This is a genomic window from Streptomyces sp. NPDC048566 (assembly GCF_043199735.1).
In the GTDB taxonomy this organism is placed as follows: Bacteria; Actinomycetota; Actinomycetes; order Streptomycetales; family Streptomycetaceae; genus Streptomyces.
In genome coordinates this window covers 496583-511318 of the sequence record NZ_JBICWL010000001.1, presented here as the reverse complement: position 1 = coordinate 511318, position 14736 = coordinate 496583, and the positions used below count along the sequence as shown (strand labels likewise).

Genomic DNA, 14736 nt, shown 5'->3' with positions numbered 1-14736 from the left:
CTATCCTCGGCCGCATGGGAGACACGGGTGGGGACCAGGTGGAGGCGGCCGTCCGGGACTGCGCCGCCGTGCTGCGGCCGGCGGCGGGCCTGGACTGGAGGGGCGTCCCGGCGGGCGGACTGGAATGGGACTGCCGGCGCACCGCCGAGCACATCGCGAGTGATCTCATCGCCTACGCCGGGCGGTTGGCGAGCCGGGCGACCTCGTCCCTGCCCTTCGACATCGCGCTGGACGAGGGCACCGGCAACGCGGACGTCGTCGACGCGATCGAGGCGACCGGCGCCCTGCTCGCCGCGGCCGTGCGGACGGCGCCGCGCGAGGTGCGGGCCTTCCATCCGTACCCGTACCGCAGCGCGAACCGCGAGGGGTTCGCCGCGATGGGCGTCGCCGAGGTGCTGCTGCACACCCACGACATCGCCGAGGGCCTCGGCCTCGCCTACCGGCCGCCGGCCGAGCTGTGCGCCTGGGTCCTGACCCGGATCTTCCCGCACGTCCGGCCCGAACCGGGCGCCCCCTGGAACACTCTGCTGTGGGCCACCGGACGGGCCGACCTGCCCGGCCGCGCGCCGGTCGCCGAGTGGCGCTGGCGCAACAACCTGGTCATCGGCGCCGAGCGGCTCACCCTCCAGGGCGTCACCCCGGCCGCCGCCGCCGACCTGAGGGCGGGCGGCACCGGCGGCTTCGCGTGGATCGAGGGCGGCCCCTTCGAGGGCACCCGGGACGCCGCGGGCATGGTGGTGAAGGCGTACGAGGCGGGGACGCACCGGCCCGAGTGGGGCATGTTCGTGCTCGTGCGGCGCGAGGACGGGCTGGCGGTCGGGGCGATCGGCTTCCACGGCGTGCCCGACGAGGAGGGGCGCGCCGAGGTCGGCTACGACCTCGCGGAGACCGCCCGCGGCCGGGGGTACGCGACCGAGGCGCTGCGCGCCCTCGCGGAGCACGCGCTGGCCCGCGACGACGTGAAGCTCCTGTTCGCCGCCATCGAGCGGGACAACGCCCCCTCCCAGCGCGTGATCGCGCGGGCCGGCTTCACCCGGGTGAGCGCGGAGGAGGAGCGCACGGCCCACGAACACCACGACCTGGAGCCGTCGTTGCGCCTGTACGCCCGCGGGCGCTGAGGACGCCGGGCGGGTCACCGGTGCGGGCCGGCCGGGATACCGCACGGCCGTCCGGGCGCCGGGTCAGCCCGCCGCGCGCTTGCGCCGCCGCAGTCCCGCCCCGTGCAGCAGCCGCACCACCTCGCGGCTGCTGACCTCGACCGCGCCGGCGGCCACCGCGGCGGCGTAGCGGTGCGAGGGGATGTCGTAGTGGTCGCGCTCGAAGGCCCGGCGGGGGGCGCCCAGGGCGGCGGCGAACGCGTGCAGTTCCGCGTAGGAGACGTCGCTGACGAGGTGGGACCAGACCCGGCCGTGGCCCGGCCAGGTGGGCGGGTCGATGTAGACGGTCACGCGTTCGGCACGCCGAACGCGGTGTTCAGGGAGCCCACCGGGGACACCTTCACGCCGGCCTGGTGGCACACCCAGTGCGGGTCGGGCCCCAGTTCGGGCGCGACCTCCAGGGCGTGCGGGTCGCCGCTGCCGCAGACCGGGCACAGCGGCCAGCGGCCGTGCCGCTCCAGGAGCGCGTCCTGGACGTCCTGGGCGACCAGTCCGGCGACGAACGCGGCGCCCTCCGGCCACTGCTCGACCCACCAGCGGCGCTGCGCCACCGACTCCTCGACGAGCGAGACGACGTCGGCCTCGGCGACCCGGCCCGCGACGAGGTCGGCGAGAACGCGGGCGCGTGCCGCGTGCAGGGCCTGTTCCAGAGGGCTGAGGGGGTCGTCGCCGGGGTTCATGTCCCCCATTGTGCGCACCCTTGACCGTATGCCCCAAAGGAAAATATCTTTCATCACGTGACCCATGACGTGAAGGAAATTTTCGCGAGTGAGGCGCCTCCCGCCCCCGCCGCCCTCGCGGCCAAGGTGCGCACCCTCGCTCCCTCGATGACCCGCTCCATGCAGCGGGTCGCCGAGGCCGTCGCCGGCGACCCGGCCGGCTGCGCGGCCCTCACCGTCACCGGGCTCGCCGAACTGACCGGCACCAGCGAGGCGACGGTCGTCCGCACGGCCCGCCTCCTGGGCTACCCCGGCTACCGGGACCTGCGCCTGGCGCTCGCCGGGCTCGCCGCCCAGCAGCAGTCGGGCCGGGCGCCCGCCGTCACCGCCGACATCGCCGTGGACGATCCCATCGCCGACGTCGTCGCCAAGCTCGCCTACGACGAGCAGCAGACCCTCGCCGACACCGCCGCCTCGCTCGACACCGCGCAGCTCGGCGCCGCCGTCGCGGCCATCGCCGCCGCCCGCCGCGTCGACATCTACGGCGTCGGCGCCTCCGCCCTGGTCGCGCAGGACCTGTTCCAGAAGCTCATGCGGATCGGGCTCATAGCCAACGCGCACAGCGACCCGCACCTCGCGGTGACGGGCGCCGTGCAGCTGCGCGCCAAGGACGTGGCGATCGCCATCACGCACTCCGGCTCCACCGGCGACGTCATAGAACCGCTGCGGGTGGCCTTCGAGCACGGGGCGACGACCGTCGCGATCACCGGGCGGCCCGGCGGACCGGTCACGCAGTACGCCGACCACATCCTCACCACCTCCACCGCCCGCGAGAGCGAGCTGCGCCCGGCGGCCATGTCGTCCCGCACCAGCCAGCTGCTCGTCGTGGACTGCCTGTTCGTGGGGGTCGCCCAGCGCACCTACGAGACGGCGGCGCCCGCGCTGGCCGCCTCCTACGAGGCGCTGGCGCACCGCCACACACCGCGCGGCGGCCGATAGCCGCGGCGCGGGACCACACAAACCGGGGGACTTGATTCAGCGGGGCGACCGCGGATCGCGCACGGCCTGACGGGGCCCGTGCGGCGAGGCCGCGGGCCGCCCCGGCCGCGCCCCTTCCCGGGCGCGGTACGACACCTCACCGGAAAGAGCCGCTTGCCCCATGACCTTCACGTCCGACCACGGTGACCTGCGAGCAGAGCTGGAGACGCTGACCACCGAGGCGTTCCGCCCGGAGCTGTCCGAGATCGACCGGCTGCCCACCCTGGAGATCGCCCGGCTGATGAACCGGGAGGACACGACGGTACCGACGGCCGTCGCCGCCCAGCTCCCGCTGATCGCCGTCGCCATCGACGGCATCGCGGAGCGCATGGCCCGCGGCGGGCGCCTCGTCTACGCCGGAGCCGGCACCGCCGGCCGGCTCGGGGTCCTCGACGCCTCCGAGTGCCCGCCCACCTTCAACACCGATCCGGCCCGCGTCGTCGGAGTGATCGCGGGCGGGCCCACCGCCCTGTCCACCTCCATCGAGGGCGCGGAGGACTCCCGCGAACTGGCCGCGGCCGACCTGGAGGCGCTCGCGGTCGCCGCCGACGACACGGTGGTCGGCGTCTCCGCCTCCGGCCGCACGCCGTACGCGGTGGCCGCGGTCGAGCACGCCCGCTCACGCGGCGCGCTGACGGTCGGCCTGTCGTGCAACGCGCACAGCCCGCTCGCCGCCGCGGCCGACCACGGCATCGAGGTCGTCGTCGGCCCGGAGCTGCTCACCGGATCGACCCGGCTGAAGTCCGGCACCGCGCAGAAACTGGTGCTCAACATGCTGTCGACGATCACGATGATCCGCCTCGGCAAGACCTACGGGAACCTGATGGTGGACGTGCGGGCCTCGAACGAGAAGCTGCGGGCCCGCTCCCGGCGGATCGTCGCGCTCGCCACCGGCGCCGCGGACGACGAGATCGAGCGGGCGCTCGCCGCCACCGACGGCGAGGTGAAGAACGCCGTCCTGGCCATCCTCGGCGGCGTGGACGGGCCGACCGCCGCCCGCCTTCTGGAGGAGAGCCGCGGCCATCTGCGTGCCGCGCTGGCGAAGGCGTCCGGCTGACGAGCACGCTCGGGGGGTGCGCACACCGGACTCCACCACAGCAGCCGCGATCCTGCCCCTCGTGGGCGGTCCCGCGAACGTCCTCAGCGTCGCCCACTGCATGACCCGGCTGCGGCTGGTCCTGCGGGACCGGACCCTGGTCGACGAGGACGCCCTGCGGGCGCTGCCCGCCGTCCTCGGCGTCGTCGCGGACGACACCGCCTACCAGATCGTGCTGGGCCCCGGCACCGTCGCCCGGGTGACCCCGGAGTTCGAGGCCCTGCTGGCGCCCACGGCCGAACGCCTCGCGCTGCGCGGCGCCGAACTGCGGGCCGACCGGGCCCGGCGCAACGCCACACCCCTGAAGCTGCTGCTGCGCCGGATCGCCGACGTCTTCGTCCCGCTGATCCCGGCGCTGGTCGGCTGCGGGGTGATCGCGGGTCTGAACGGCCTGCTGGTCAACCTCGGCGCACTGCCGGGCATCACGCCCGCCCTCGCCGCGATCTCCGGCGGCTTCATGGCGCTGATCACCGTCTTCGTCGGCCACAACACGGCGAAGGAGTTCGGCGGCACACCGGTCCTGGGCGGCGCGGTGGCGGCGGTCGTCGTCTACGCCGGAGTCGCCGAGGTGACCGTCTTCGGCACGACGCTCGCCCCCGGCCAGGGCGGCGTCCTCGGCGCACTGGCCGCCGCCCTGCTCGGCACCCGCGTGGAGAAGTGGTGCCGCCGCCGGGTCCCGCCGGCCCTGGACGTCCTGCTCACCCCGACCCTCACCGTGCTGGTGACCGGCCTGGTGACGCTGTACGCGCTGATGTACGTGGCCGGCGCGCTGTCCTCGGCCATCGGGACGGCCGCCACCTGGCTGCTCTCCACCACCGGCGCGTTCGCCGGGCTCGTCCTCGGCGCGCTGTTCCTGCCCCTGGTGATGCTCGGCCTGCACCAGGCGCTCATCCCCCTCCACACCACCCTCATCGAGCAGCAGGGATACACCGTCCTGCTGCCCGTCCTCGCCATGGCCGGCGCGGGCCAGGTCGGCGCCGCGCTCGCCGTGTACGTCCGGCTGCGGCACGACGCCTCGCTGCGCACGACGATCCGCTCGGCGCTCCCCGCCGGCCTCCTCGGCGTCGGCGAACCCCTCATCTACGGGGTCTCGCTCCCCCTCGGCCGCCCCTTCCTCACCGCCTGCGCGGGCGGCGCGGCGGGCGGCGCCTTCATCGGGTTGTTCTCGATGCTCGGCGACCGCGTCGGCTCGACCGCGATCGGCCCCTCGGGCTGGGCCCTGTTCCCCCTGCTGTCCGGCAACCGCGGCCTCGGCACCACCGCGGCGATCTACGCGGGCGGCCTGTTGACCGGGTACGCGGTGGGGTTCGCGGCGACGTACGTCTTCGGGCTGGACGGCCGGAGCTCCGTCCGGGACCCGGAGGCGGCCGTCGTGTAGCCGCGGTGCCGGCCGCGCGTGCGACGCTGGGGGCATGAACCACGCACAGCTGACCGCCCTCGGGCGCGCCCTGCGGGTGCTCGGGGAGCACGGCGACGCCCTGAGCGCCGACACCCCCGACTCCCGGCTGCACGAGGTCAAGGCGGACCTCCGGCGGGCGCTGGACCTGCTGGAGGAGACGGTCGCGACGGCGGCGCCGACCACGCGCTGCGCGGAGCACCCCAACGGCCCGGTGGACGAGAGCGCCCCCGACCGCTGCCTGCTCTGCGAGACCCGCCGCCGCGCCGCCCGCCGCACCGAGGTCAACGACGCGTACACGCGCGGCCGGACGCCCGCCCCGGACGAGCTTCCCGACCGCGCCATGTCCCGCTACGGGGTGCGCGGCGACCGGCCCCAGCCGCAGCAGCGCTGGCTCCCGGAGGTGTGGACCGGCCAGGAGTGGCACCTGTGCGGCACCCCGCGCCGCGACCGGCACGAGGCCGAGCGCTACCTCGCCGCGGAGCGCCGCACCCCCCGCCCCGGCATGGCCTACCGCCTCGTCCACGAGTTCACCGACTACGAGGTGCTCCGCATCTGGGGCACGCCGGTGAAGGTGGACATCGAGCCGATGGGGAACCTCTAGCAGGACCGGCGCGGCGGCGCGGGCGCCCGGCCCGGCTCCCGTCGTCCACCGCGTTCCCCGCGTCGCGGGCCACGTGTCACGGCATGCGCGCCTCCGCGTTCAGCCGGCGCACCCGGGCCCGCAGCAGGTCCCCGGGAGACGGCTCCCCGAGCGCCTCCGGCGGGCAGTCCCACGCCCGCCCGCCGCCCGGCGGTCGCAGCCGCACGCGTCCGTCCCGCTCCCCCGCCACCCGGCCGAGCCGCCCGTCCCGCACGTCGACGGCGTACTCGACGCAGCCGCGCAGCACGGCGGTCAGGCGCCCCGCGGTGACGACGTTGCAGCGGCCGAGCGCCACCAGGGCGAACGGCTCGTCGCTCGCGCCGGTCACCGGATCGACCCGCAGCGACGGCAGCACCACGCCGACGCCGGCCAGCGCCGCCCGCAACTCCGCCACGATCTCCTCCGTCGGGCGCACCCGTGTACCCGGCGTCATCTCCATCGGCCCGTTCCCTCCACGCTGAGTGTTCGCTTTCGCCACCCAGCGTGGCCGTACCCCTTCTAACCTGGCCAGAGTCGGCGTCTCAACAACCCCACCTGTGTGACAGGGAGTTGCCATGCCAGGACCGAAGGACCTCGACCCGTCCTCCTCGCCGCGCGCGATGATCGGGGCGGAGTTGCGGCACGCCCGCGAGCGCGCGGGGCTCTCCCAGGCGGAGCTGGGCGAACCCCTCTTCGTGAGCGGCTCGTTCATCGGCCAGCTGGAGGCCGGAACCCGCAGGCTGCACCTGGAATACGCGGTCCAGATAGACGAGATCCTGGACACCAAGGGCTTCTTCGAGCGCAACTGCCGGGCACTGGCCCGCTCCAAGTACCCGGACCACTTCGCGGAGGCGGCGGAGGCGGAGGTGATCGCCACGTCGATCAGGCACTACATCCCGCTGCTCATCCCCGGCCTGCTACAGACCCCGGCGTACGCCGAGGCGCTGTTCCGCTCCTACCGGCCGACGGTTCCGGACGCTCAGATCGAGGAACTGGTGGCCATTCGGATGGAACGGACCCGGCTCCTGGACGATCCAACAACGCCGTTGTTGTGGGTGGTCCTGGACGAGGCCGCGCTCCGCCGCCCGATCGGCGGGCGGGCGGCGATGGCTGAGGCTCTGCGCCACACCGCCGATTTGGCGCGCCGCAGCCGGATCATCATGCAGGTGCTGCCGTTCGACGCCGGTGCCCATGCCGGCTTGGGCGGCTCGCTGAAGCTCATGGAGTTCGACGACGCACCCCCGCTGTGCTTCGTCGAGGGGATGGACATGGGGAAACTGGTGGACGACCCGGCGGCCGTGGCCCGGCACAGCCTCACCTTCAGCCTCCTCCAGGCAACGGCACTTGCCCCTCGGGCTTCCCTGGCTCTGCTGGAGACCGTGGCGCATGATTACGAACATGGAGAACAACACCCATGAGCACCAAGTGAGTTCGCAGACCTGGCGCAAGTCGTCCTACAGCGCCGGTGACGGCGGCGACTGCCTGGAGGTGGCCGCAGGCCACCCCGCCCTCGTCCCCGTGCGGGACTCGAAGAACCTCGGCCCGGTGATCGCCTTCGGCGCCTGCGCGTGGGCCGTGTTCGTCGGGCACGTCGGCGCCGCCGGCTGACGGGAGCGGGGGCACGACGAAGGGCGGCGTCCGCGTACAGCGGGCGCCGCCCTCCGGGCGGACTCGGACTAGCTGAGCGTGCGCAGCGCCGCCGCGTCGTACGGCTTCAGCTCGTCGAAGCGGCCGGCCAGGACCTTGGCGGCCCACTCCGGGTCCTGGAGCAGGGCGCGGCCGATGGCGACCATGTCGAACTCGTCGCGCTCCAGGCGGTCGAGGAGGTCGTCGATGCCCCGCACCGAGGAGCCCTCGCCCTGGAACGCCTTGAGGAACTCGCCGTCGAGGCCGACCGAGCCGACGGAGATGGCGGGCTTGCCGGTCAGCTTCTTCGTCCAGCCGGCCAGGTTGAGGTCGGAACCGTCGAACTCCGGCACCCAGTAGCGGCGCGTGGAGGCGTGGAAGGCGTCGACACCGGCGGCGGAGAGCGGCGCGAGGATCGACTCCAGCTCCTCCGGGGTCTGCGCGAGGCGGGCCTCGTAGTCCTGCTGCTTCCACTGCGAGTAGCGGAAGATCACCGGGAACTCGGGCGAGACGGCGGCGCGGACGGCGGCGACGATCTCGGCGGAGAACGCGGCGCGGGCGACCGGGTCGCCGCCGTAGGCGTCCGTGCGGCGGTTGGTGCCGGACCAGAAGAACTGGTCGAGCAGGTAGCCGTGGGCGCCGTGCAGCTCGACGCCGTCGAAGCCGATGCGCTCGGCGTCGGCGGCGGACGTGGCGAACGCCTCGATGACGTCGTCCAGGTCCTGCCGGGTCATGGCCCGGCCGGTGACCTCGGCGCCCTCGGTGGCGATGCCGGACGGGCCGACCGCCGGGGCGTCCGCGAAGGGCGGCTCACCGGCCTTGCGCACCATGCCGATGTGCCACAGCTGCGGGACGATCGTGCCGCCGGCCGCGTGCACGGCGTCGGCCACGTTCTTCCAGCCGGCCAGCTGCTCCTCGCCGTGGAAGCGCGGGACGCGGTCGCTCTGTCCGGCCGAGTCGTGGCCGACGTAGGTGCCCTCGGTCACGATGAGGCCGACACCCGCGGCGGCGCGCCGGGAGTAGTAGCCGACGACGTCCTCGCCCGGTACCCCGCCCGGCGAGAACTGCCGGGTCATCGGGGCCATCGCGATCCGGTTCGGGACGGTCAGGCCGTTCAGGGAGACGGGACGGGACAGGACGTCGGCTGCGCGGGACGCGGCGTCTGCGGTCATGTGGGGGCTCCTCGGAGAGGTGGGCGGGGACGTCGGGCGGACTGCGGGGCAGGAGATCCCGCACGGTATGTGCGCGCGCATCGACTGCCCGCCTCGGTCAACGACCGCGCCCGGCGGCACATTCCGCCGCATCCGCTCCGGCTGCTGTGATCCAGGCCACGCCCCGGACCGGCCGGGAGGGCCGGGGCTCCGCCGGAGCGGACGCCGCCCGGCACGCCCCCGGCGGGAAACGCCCGAGGGCGGCACCCTCCCTCGCGGGAAGGTGCCGCCCTCGGAACGTCAGGACGGTGATCGACCGGGGTCGATCAGAAGTCCATGTCACCGCCCGGCATGCCGCCGCCGGCCGGGGCGGCGCCCGCCTTCTCCGGCTTGTCGGCGATGACGGCCTCGGTGGTGAGGAACAGCGCGGCGATGGAGGCGGCGTTCTGCAGAGCGGAACGCGTGACCTTCGCCGGGTCGATGATGCCTTCGGCGATCATGTCGACGTACTCGCCGGACGCGGCGTTCAGGCCGTGGCCGACCGGAAGGTTGCGCACCTTCTCGACGATGACGCCGCCCTCGAGACCACCGTTGACGGCGATCTGCTTGAGCGGGGCCTCCAGGGCGAGCTTCACGGCGTTGGCGCCGGTCGCCTCGTCACCCGAGAGCTCCAGCTTCTCGAAGACCGAGGAGGCCTGGAGCAGGGCCACGCCACCACCGGCGACGATGCCCTCCTCGACGGCCGCCTTCGCGTTGCGCACGGCGTCCTCGATGCGGTGCTTGCGCTCCTTGAGCTCGACCTCGGTGGCGGCACCGGCCTTGATGACGGCCACGCCGCCGGCCAGCTTCGCCAGACGCTCCTGGAGCTTCTCGCGGTCGTAGTCCGAGTCGGAGTTCTCGATCTCGGCGCGGATCTGGTTGACCCGGCCGGCGACCTGGTCGGCCGAGCCGGCGCCGTCGACGATCGTGGTCTCGTCCTTGGTGATGACGACCTTGCGGGCGCGGCCGAGCAGGTCCAGGCCCGCGTTCTCCAGCTTGAGGCCGACCTCCTCGGAGATGACCTCGCCGCCCGTGAGGATGGCGATGTCGCCGAGCATGGCCTTGCGGCGGTCGCCGAAGCCCGGGGCCTTGACGGCGACGGACTTGAAGGTGCCGCGGATCTTGTTGACGACCAGGGTCGACAGGGCCTCGCCCTCGACGTCCTCGGCGATGATCAGCAGCGGCTTGCCGCCCTGCATGACCTTCTCCAGGAGCGGGAGCAGGTCCTTGACGTTCGCGATCTTGGAGTTCGCGATCAGGATGTACGGGTCGTCGAGGACGGCCTCCATACGCTCCATGTCGGTGGCGAAGTACGCCGAGATGTAGCCCTTGTCGAAGCGCATACCCTCGGTGAGCTCCAGCTCCAGACCGAAGGTCTGGGACTCCTCGACGGTGATGACGCCTTCCTTGCCGACCTTGTCCATCGCCTCGGCGATGAGCTCGCCGATCTGGGTGTCGGCGGCGGAGATGGAGGCCGTGGAAGCGATCTGCTCCTTGGTCTCGACGTCCTTGGCCTGCTCCAGCAGGGCACCGGAGACGGCCTCGACGGCCTTCTCGATACCGCGCTTGAGGGCCATCGGGTTGGCGCCGGCGGCGACGTTGCGCAGGCCCTCGCGGACGAGCGCCTGGGCGAGGACGGTCGCGGTGGTCGTACCGTCACCGGCGACGTCGTCCGTCTTCTTGGCGACTTCCTTGACCAGCTCGGCGCCGATCTTCTCGTACGGGTCCTCGAGCTCGATCTCCTTGGCGATGGACACACCATCGTTGGTGATCGTGGGCGCGCCCCACTTCTTCTCGAGGACGACGTTGCGGCCCTTGGGGCCAAGGGTGACCTTGACGGCGTCGGCGAGCTGGTTCATCCCGCGCTCGAGACCGCGCCGTGCCTCCTCGTCGAACGCGATGATCTTGGCCATGTGAAGTGGTCCTCCCGGACGGGGTGGATTGCTCCGGATCGCGCCCGCGCCCGCGACGGACGGCCTGCATGCCCTGTGGTTCCTTGCCCCACCGGCCTGCGGACCTCGCCGGCCCGATCCAAGTTCTGTCACTCTCACTCGGAGAGTGCTAACGCCAATGATTAGCACTCGACCCCGCCGAGTGCAAGGTGCGCTCGCGAAGCGAACCCGTCGGGGGGTGCCGGCCGGGCGACGGGCGGGCGCGGGCGCCTCTCGGGAAACGGGCCCCGGGAGAGCGGCGCGCGGCGGGTGCCGGAGGGCGGCGGGCGCGGGCCCGGGAGGCGCGCCCCGCGGGCGTCCGCACCACGGCGCGCGCCCCGCGCCCCGCGCCCGGCACGCGCGAGGGGCCCGCATCCCGGTGGGATGCGAGCCCCTCGTGCGTGAGTGCGTCGGTGGCCGTTCGCGCCCGATCAGACGGCGAGTTTGACCATGTCCGCCTGCGGACCCTTCTGGCCCTGCGAGATCTCGAACTCCACTCGCTGACCCTCTTCAAGGGTGCGGTAGCCGTCCATCTGAATCGCGCTGTAGTGCACGAAGACGTCCGCACCACCGTCGACCGCGATGAAGCCGTACCCCTTCTCCGCGTTGAACCACTTGACGGTGCCCTGAGCCATGCCTAACTCCCCTATTACTGGCCCTTGCACAGACCCGCACTTCGCGGATCCGGGTCAGACCTCCACCCCCCAACGGGTTGGGGGGGTGCGCCGGAACGCGTCGACCGCGGCTGAATGTATCTGTCCAACTGCCGTCTGCAACAGGTCAATCGGACGAGAATTCTGGGCATGGGCGATCGCCGGTACAGGGAGAATGCGCGAGGATTCAGGGCAAGTCGGGCCCCGCAAATGCCATAAACGGCTCAAAAAGGCCGGGCACATTGGCTGTTTCTTGTCGGGCGCCGCTGGAGAACTCATATGCGCCCGGCATGGGACCGGCATCCGGAGAGGCGCGGGTTCCCCAACCCTACCCCGTTCAACCCTGCTGAATTGCCCCCTCCGCTTCTCTCACGGAGGGGGCGAACAGGCGAACTCTGCGTATCCGGAATTACCGAGGGTAATGATCAGCCGCCGGCGACGGCCGGAATGATCGAGACTCCCGCGCCGTCCGGGGTGGCCGTCTCCAGGCCCTGCTCGAAGCGCACGTCGTCGTCGTTGACGTACACGTTGACGAAGCGGCGCAGCTTGCCCTCGTCGTCCAGGACGCGTGCGCCGATGCCCGCGTGGTTCTTCTCCAGGTCCGCCAGGACCGCGGCGAGGGTCGCGCCCTCGGCCGTCACCTCGGCGGCGCCCCCGGTGTAGGTGCGCAGGATCGTGGGGATGCGGACGTTGACGCTCATGATGCGAGGCCAGCCTCTCGGAAGGAGTCGAGGTTCGGGCGGATGGTCGCGGTCAGCCCGGTGTCCGAGGCCACCGCGTCCAGGGTCTTCAGGCCGTCGCCGGTGTTGAGGACGACGGTGGTCAGCGACGGGTCGAGCAGGCCGTTCTCGATCAGCTTGCGGGTGACGCCCACGGTCACCCCGCCCGCGGTCTCGGCGAAGATGCCCTCGGTGCGCGCGAGCAGCTTGATCGCGTCGACGATCTGCGCGTCGTCCACGTCCTCCACGGCACCGCCGGTACGCCGGGCGATGTCGAGCACGTAGGGGCCGTCGGCGGGGTTGCCGATGGCCAGCGACTTGGCGATGGTGTCGGGCTTCTGCGGCCGGACGACGTCGTGGCCGGCCTTGTAGGCGACGGAGACCGGGGAGCAGCCCTCGGCCTGGGCGCCGAAGATCTTGTACGGCCTGTCCTCGACGAGTCCGAGCTCGATCAGCTCCCGGAGACCCTTGTCGATCTTCGTGAGCTGGGAGCCGGAGGCGATCGGCACGACGAGCTGGTCCGGCAGCCGCCAGCCGAGCTGCTCGCAGATCTCGTACGCGAGCGTCTTGGAGCCCTCGGCGTAGTACGGGCGGAGGTTGACGTTGACGAAGCCCCAGCCCTCGCCGGCCGGGTCGCCGATCAGCTCGGAGCAGAAGCGGTTCACGTCGTCGTAGTTGCCCTGGATGCCGACCAGCTCGCCGCCGTAGACCGCGGCCATGACGACCTTGCCCTGCTCCAGGTCGTGCGGGATGAACACGCACGAGCGGAATCCGGCGCGGGCCGCGGCGGCGCCCACCGCGCCGGCCAGGTTGCCGGTGGAGGAGCAGGAGAGGGTGGTGAAGCCGAAGACGCGGGCCGCCTCGATGGCCTGGGCGACGACGCGGTCCTTGAAGGAGTGCGTCGGGTTGCCGGAGTCGTCCTTGACGAAGAGCCGGCCGGGCTCGACACCGAGTTCGCGGGCGAGGTTGTCGGCCTGCACGAGCTTGGTCCAGCCCGGGTTGATGTTCGGCCGGTCCGCCACGTCCGCGGGGACGGGCAGCAGCGGCGCGTAGCGCCAGATGTTCGCGGGTCCCGCTTCGATCAGCTTGCGGAGTTCCTCGGTTTCGTGGCCCGAGAAGTCGTAGGCGATCTCCAGCGGGCCGAAACACTCCTCGCAGGCGAAGACCGGGCCGAGCGGGACGCGGTGTCCGCACTCGCGGCAGGAGAGCGCCGCGGCCGGGCCGAGATCGACCGCTTCGGCGGAGTTCGTGGTGCTTGCAACTGACTGCGCAGCCATGGAGGCGAGGCCCTTTCTCCTCATCTTCCTCACGACGCACTTCGCCGTGAGACGGATTTGGCACCTTCCCTAGCCGGGAGCCTCGCGATGCGATCGTCTGGCGATCGGTACGAGACCGGCTGGAGGGTTGCCGGGGCTTCATCGGGCCGTATCCCTCTGCCCCTCTGGATGAGCGGTATGTGGTTGTTGAACTGTTGAACATATAACGTGCCGATGATCCGGGACATGCAATGGTCATCCGCGTTGTTCAAGACTGTAACCGAAGGCCAGGACAGTTGAAGCAGTCGTCCGAACCGCGAGACGACGGCAGACGATCAGCCGCTGGCCGCAGCGGGCACGCTGATGAGAGCGTGTGATCAGACAGTGAGGAGCCGCAGACCGTGCTGAATGAAGTCGACCGCTGGCTGAGCACCCGCTCCTGGTCCCTGACCGACCGCCCGCTCCACCAGGTCATGGCCGCCAAACGCGTCTCCGGCTCGACGGTCAGCGTCGTGCTGCCGGCGCTCAACGAGGAGGAGACGGTCGGCGAGATCGTCTCGGTCATCCGCCACGACCTGATGCGGCAGGTGCCCCTCGTCGACGAGATCGTCGTCGTCGACTCCGGCTCCACCGACCGGACCTCCGCGGTCGCCGCCGCGGCGGGCGCGCGGGTGGTGCACCGCGACGACATCCTGCCCCGGATGCCGGCCGTCCCCGGCAAGGGCGAGGTGCTGTGGAGGTCGCTGCTCGTGACGAGCGGGGACATCGTCTGCTTCGTCGACGCGGACCTGAAAGAGTTCTCCTCGGACTTCGTCCTCGGCATCGTGGGCCCGCTGCTCACCGACGGGGACGTCGACCTGGTCAAGGCCATGTACGACCGCCCGCTGGGCGGGGCCGCCGGGCAGGGCGGCCGGGTCACCGAGCTGATGGCCCGCCCCCTGCTCAACATGCACTGGCCGCAGCTCGCGGGCTTCGTGCAGCCCCTCGGCGGGGAGTACGCGGCCCGCCGCTCCCTGCTGGAGCGGCTCCCGTTCCCCGTCGGGTACGGCGTCGAACTCGGCATGCTCGTCGACGCGCTGCACCTGGTGGGCCTGGACGCCCTCGCCCAGGTCGACGTCGGGGTGCGCAGGCACCGCCACCAGGACGGCCAGGCCCTGGGCCGGATGGCCGCCGCGATCTACCGCACCGCCCAGCTGCGGCTGGCCCGCGGCCATCTCATCCGGCCTTCCCTCACCCAGTTCGAACGCACCCGGGACGGTTTCCGGCCGCGTACGCACTCGGTGGACACGGAGGAACGGCCGCCGATGAGCGAGATCGCCGAGTACCGGCAGCGCACGGCGGCCTGAGGGGCCCGTCGGCCGGCCACGGCGGTTGGCCGACGGGAACGTTTGAG

General features: G+C 72.4%; 16 protein-coding genes and 1 riboswitch. Of the genes, 8 read left to right on the top strand and 8 right to left on the bottom strand.

Annotated features, from left to right (window positions below; all coding sequences use genetic code 11):
• Positions 1-14: 14 nt before the first annotated feature.
• Positions 15-1118, top strand: a complete 1104-nt coding sequence (locus ACGFS9_RS02250) for a GNAT family N-acetyltransferase (protein ID WP_393249886.1) — start codon at positions 15-17, stop codon at positions 1116-1118.
• A 63-nt stretch (positions 1119-1181) separates the two neighbouring features.
• Here ACGFS9_RS02250 and ACGFS9_RS02245 read toward each other — a convergent pair whose 3' ends face one another.
• Positions 1182-1448 (bottom strand): DUF4031 domain-containing protein, encoded by a 267-nt coding sequence (locus ACGFS9_RS02245; protein ID WP_393249884.1) that lies wholly within the window; start codon positions 1446-1448, stop codon positions 1182-1184.
• Positions 1445-1837, bottom strand: coding sequence for a hypothetical protein (locus ACGFS9_RS02240; protein WP_393249882.1), 393 nt, complete (start codon positions 1835-1837; stop codon positions 1445-1447). Before ACGFS9_RS02240 ends, ACGFS9_RS02245 begins: the two co-directional genes overlap by 4 nt.
• Before the next feature lie 57 nt (positions 1838-1894).
• On the opposite strand from ACGFS9_RS02240, the gene ACGFS9_RS02235 reads away from it, so the two are divergent.
• The 4 genes from ACGFS9_RS02235 to ACGFS9_RS02220 all read left to right on the top strand — a co-directional run bounded on the left by ACGFS9_RS02235 (position 1895) and on the right by ACGFS9_RS02220 (position 5950).
• Complete coding sequence (locus tag ACGFS9_RS02235) at positions 1895-2815, top strand: MurR/RpiR family transcriptional regulator (protein ID WP_393249880.1); 921 nt, start codon at positions 1895-1897, stop codon at positions 2813-2815.
• Between the two features lie 160 nt (positions 2816-2975).
• Positions 2976-3911 (top strand): N-acetylmuramic acid 6-phosphate etherase, encoded by a 936-nt coding sequence (gene murQ, locus ACGFS9_RS02230; protein WP_393249878.1) that lies wholly within the window; start codon positions 2976-2978, stop codon positions 3909-3911.
• A gap of 16 nt (positions 3912-3927) precedes the next feature.
• Positions 3928-5328 (top strand): PTS transporter subunit EIIC, encoded by a 1401-nt coding sequence (locus ACGFS9_RS02225; protein WP_393249876.1) that lies wholly within the window; start codon positions 3928-3930, stop codon positions 5326-5328.
• Positions 5329-5362: 34 nt separating this feature from the next.
• Positions 5363-5950 carry a hypothetical protein gene (locus ACGFS9_RS02220; protein WP_393249874.1) on the top strand — a complete coding sequence of 196 codons (588 nt, stop codon included), beginning with the start codon at positions 5363-5365 and terminating at the stop codon, positions 5948-5950.
• A 76-nt stretch (positions 5951-6026) separates the two neighbouring features.
• On the opposite strand, the gene ACGFS9_RS02215 is transcribed toward ACGFS9_RS02220, so the two are convergent.
• Positions 6027-6428 (bottom strand): hypothetical protein, encoded by a 402-nt coding sequence (locus ACGFS9_RS02215; RefSeq protein WP_393249872.1) that lies wholly within the window; start codon positions 6426-6428, stop codon positions 6027-6029.
• A 115-nt stretch (positions 6429-6543) separates the two neighbouring features.
• On the opposite strand from ACGFS9_RS02215, the gene ACGFS9_RS02210 reads away from it, so the two are divergent.
• Positions 6544-7386: a Scr1 family TA system antitoxin-like transcriptional regulator gene (locus tag ACGFS9_RS02210; protein ID WP_393249870.1), complete on the top strand. Its 843-nt coding sequence runs from the start codon at positions 6544-6546 to the stop codon at positions 7384-7386.
• Entirely contained in the window at positions 7367-7576 is a 210-nt protein-coding gene (locus ACGFS9_RS02205) for a DUF397 domain-containing protein (protein ID WP_393249868.1), read from the top strand. The genes ACGFS9_RS02210 and ACGFS9_RS02205 overlap by 20 nt, the downstream gene beginning before the upstream one ends.
• Positions 7577-7644: 68 nt before the next feature.
• On the opposite strand, the gene ACGFS9_RS02200 is transcribed toward ACGFS9_RS02205, so the two are convergent.
• From ACGFS9_RS02200 to thrC, 5 genes are all read right to left on the bottom strand, one after another.
• Positions 7645-8766, bottom strand: coding sequence for an NADH:flavin oxidoreductase (locus ACGFS9_RS02200; RefSeq protein ID WP_393249866.1), 1122 nt, complete (start codon positions 8764-8766; stop codon positions 7645-7647).
• A 305-nt stretch (positions 8767-9071) separates the two neighbouring features.
• A complete protein-coding gene (groL, locus tag ACGFS9_RS02195; protein ID WP_393249864.1) occupies positions 9072-10697 on the bottom strand; it encodes a chaperonin GroEL in 1626 nt (541 codons plus the stop codon).
• Between the two features lie 449 nt (positions 10698-11146).
• Complete coding sequence (locus tag ACGFS9_RS02190) at positions 11147-11350, bottom strand: cold-shock protein (protein ID WP_005315736.1); 204 nt, start codon at positions 11348-11350, stop codon at positions 11147-11149.
• Positions 11351-11793: 443 nt separating this feature from the next.
• Positions 11794-12069, bottom strand: coding sequence for a MoaD/ThiS family protein (locus ACGFS9_RS02185; RefSeq protein WP_393249862.1), 276 nt, complete (start codon positions 12067-12069; stop codon positions 11794-11796).
• Positions 12066-13364 carry a threonine synthase gene (gene thrC / locus ACGFS9_RS02180; RefSeq protein WP_393249860.1) on the bottom strand — a complete coding sequence of 433 codons (1299 nt, stop codon included), beginning with the start codon at positions 13362-13364 and terminating at the stop codon, positions 12066-12068. The genes ACGFS9_RS02185 and thrC overlap by 4 nt, the downstream gene beginning before the upstream one ends.
• A 17-nt stretch (positions 13365-13381) precedes the next feature.
• Positions 13382-13539, bottom strand: a riboswitch (SAM riboswitch).
• Between the two features lie 205 nt (positions 13540-13744).
• On the opposite strand from thrC, the gene ACGFS9_RS02175 reads away from it, so the two are divergent.
• On the top strand, positions 13745-14689 hold the full coding sequence (locus tag ACGFS9_RS02175) for a glucosyl-3-phosphoglycerate synthase (protein ID WP_393249858.1): 945 nt from the start codon (positions 13745-13747) through the stop codon (positions 14687-14689).
• Positions 14690-14736: the final 47 nt, after the last annotated feature.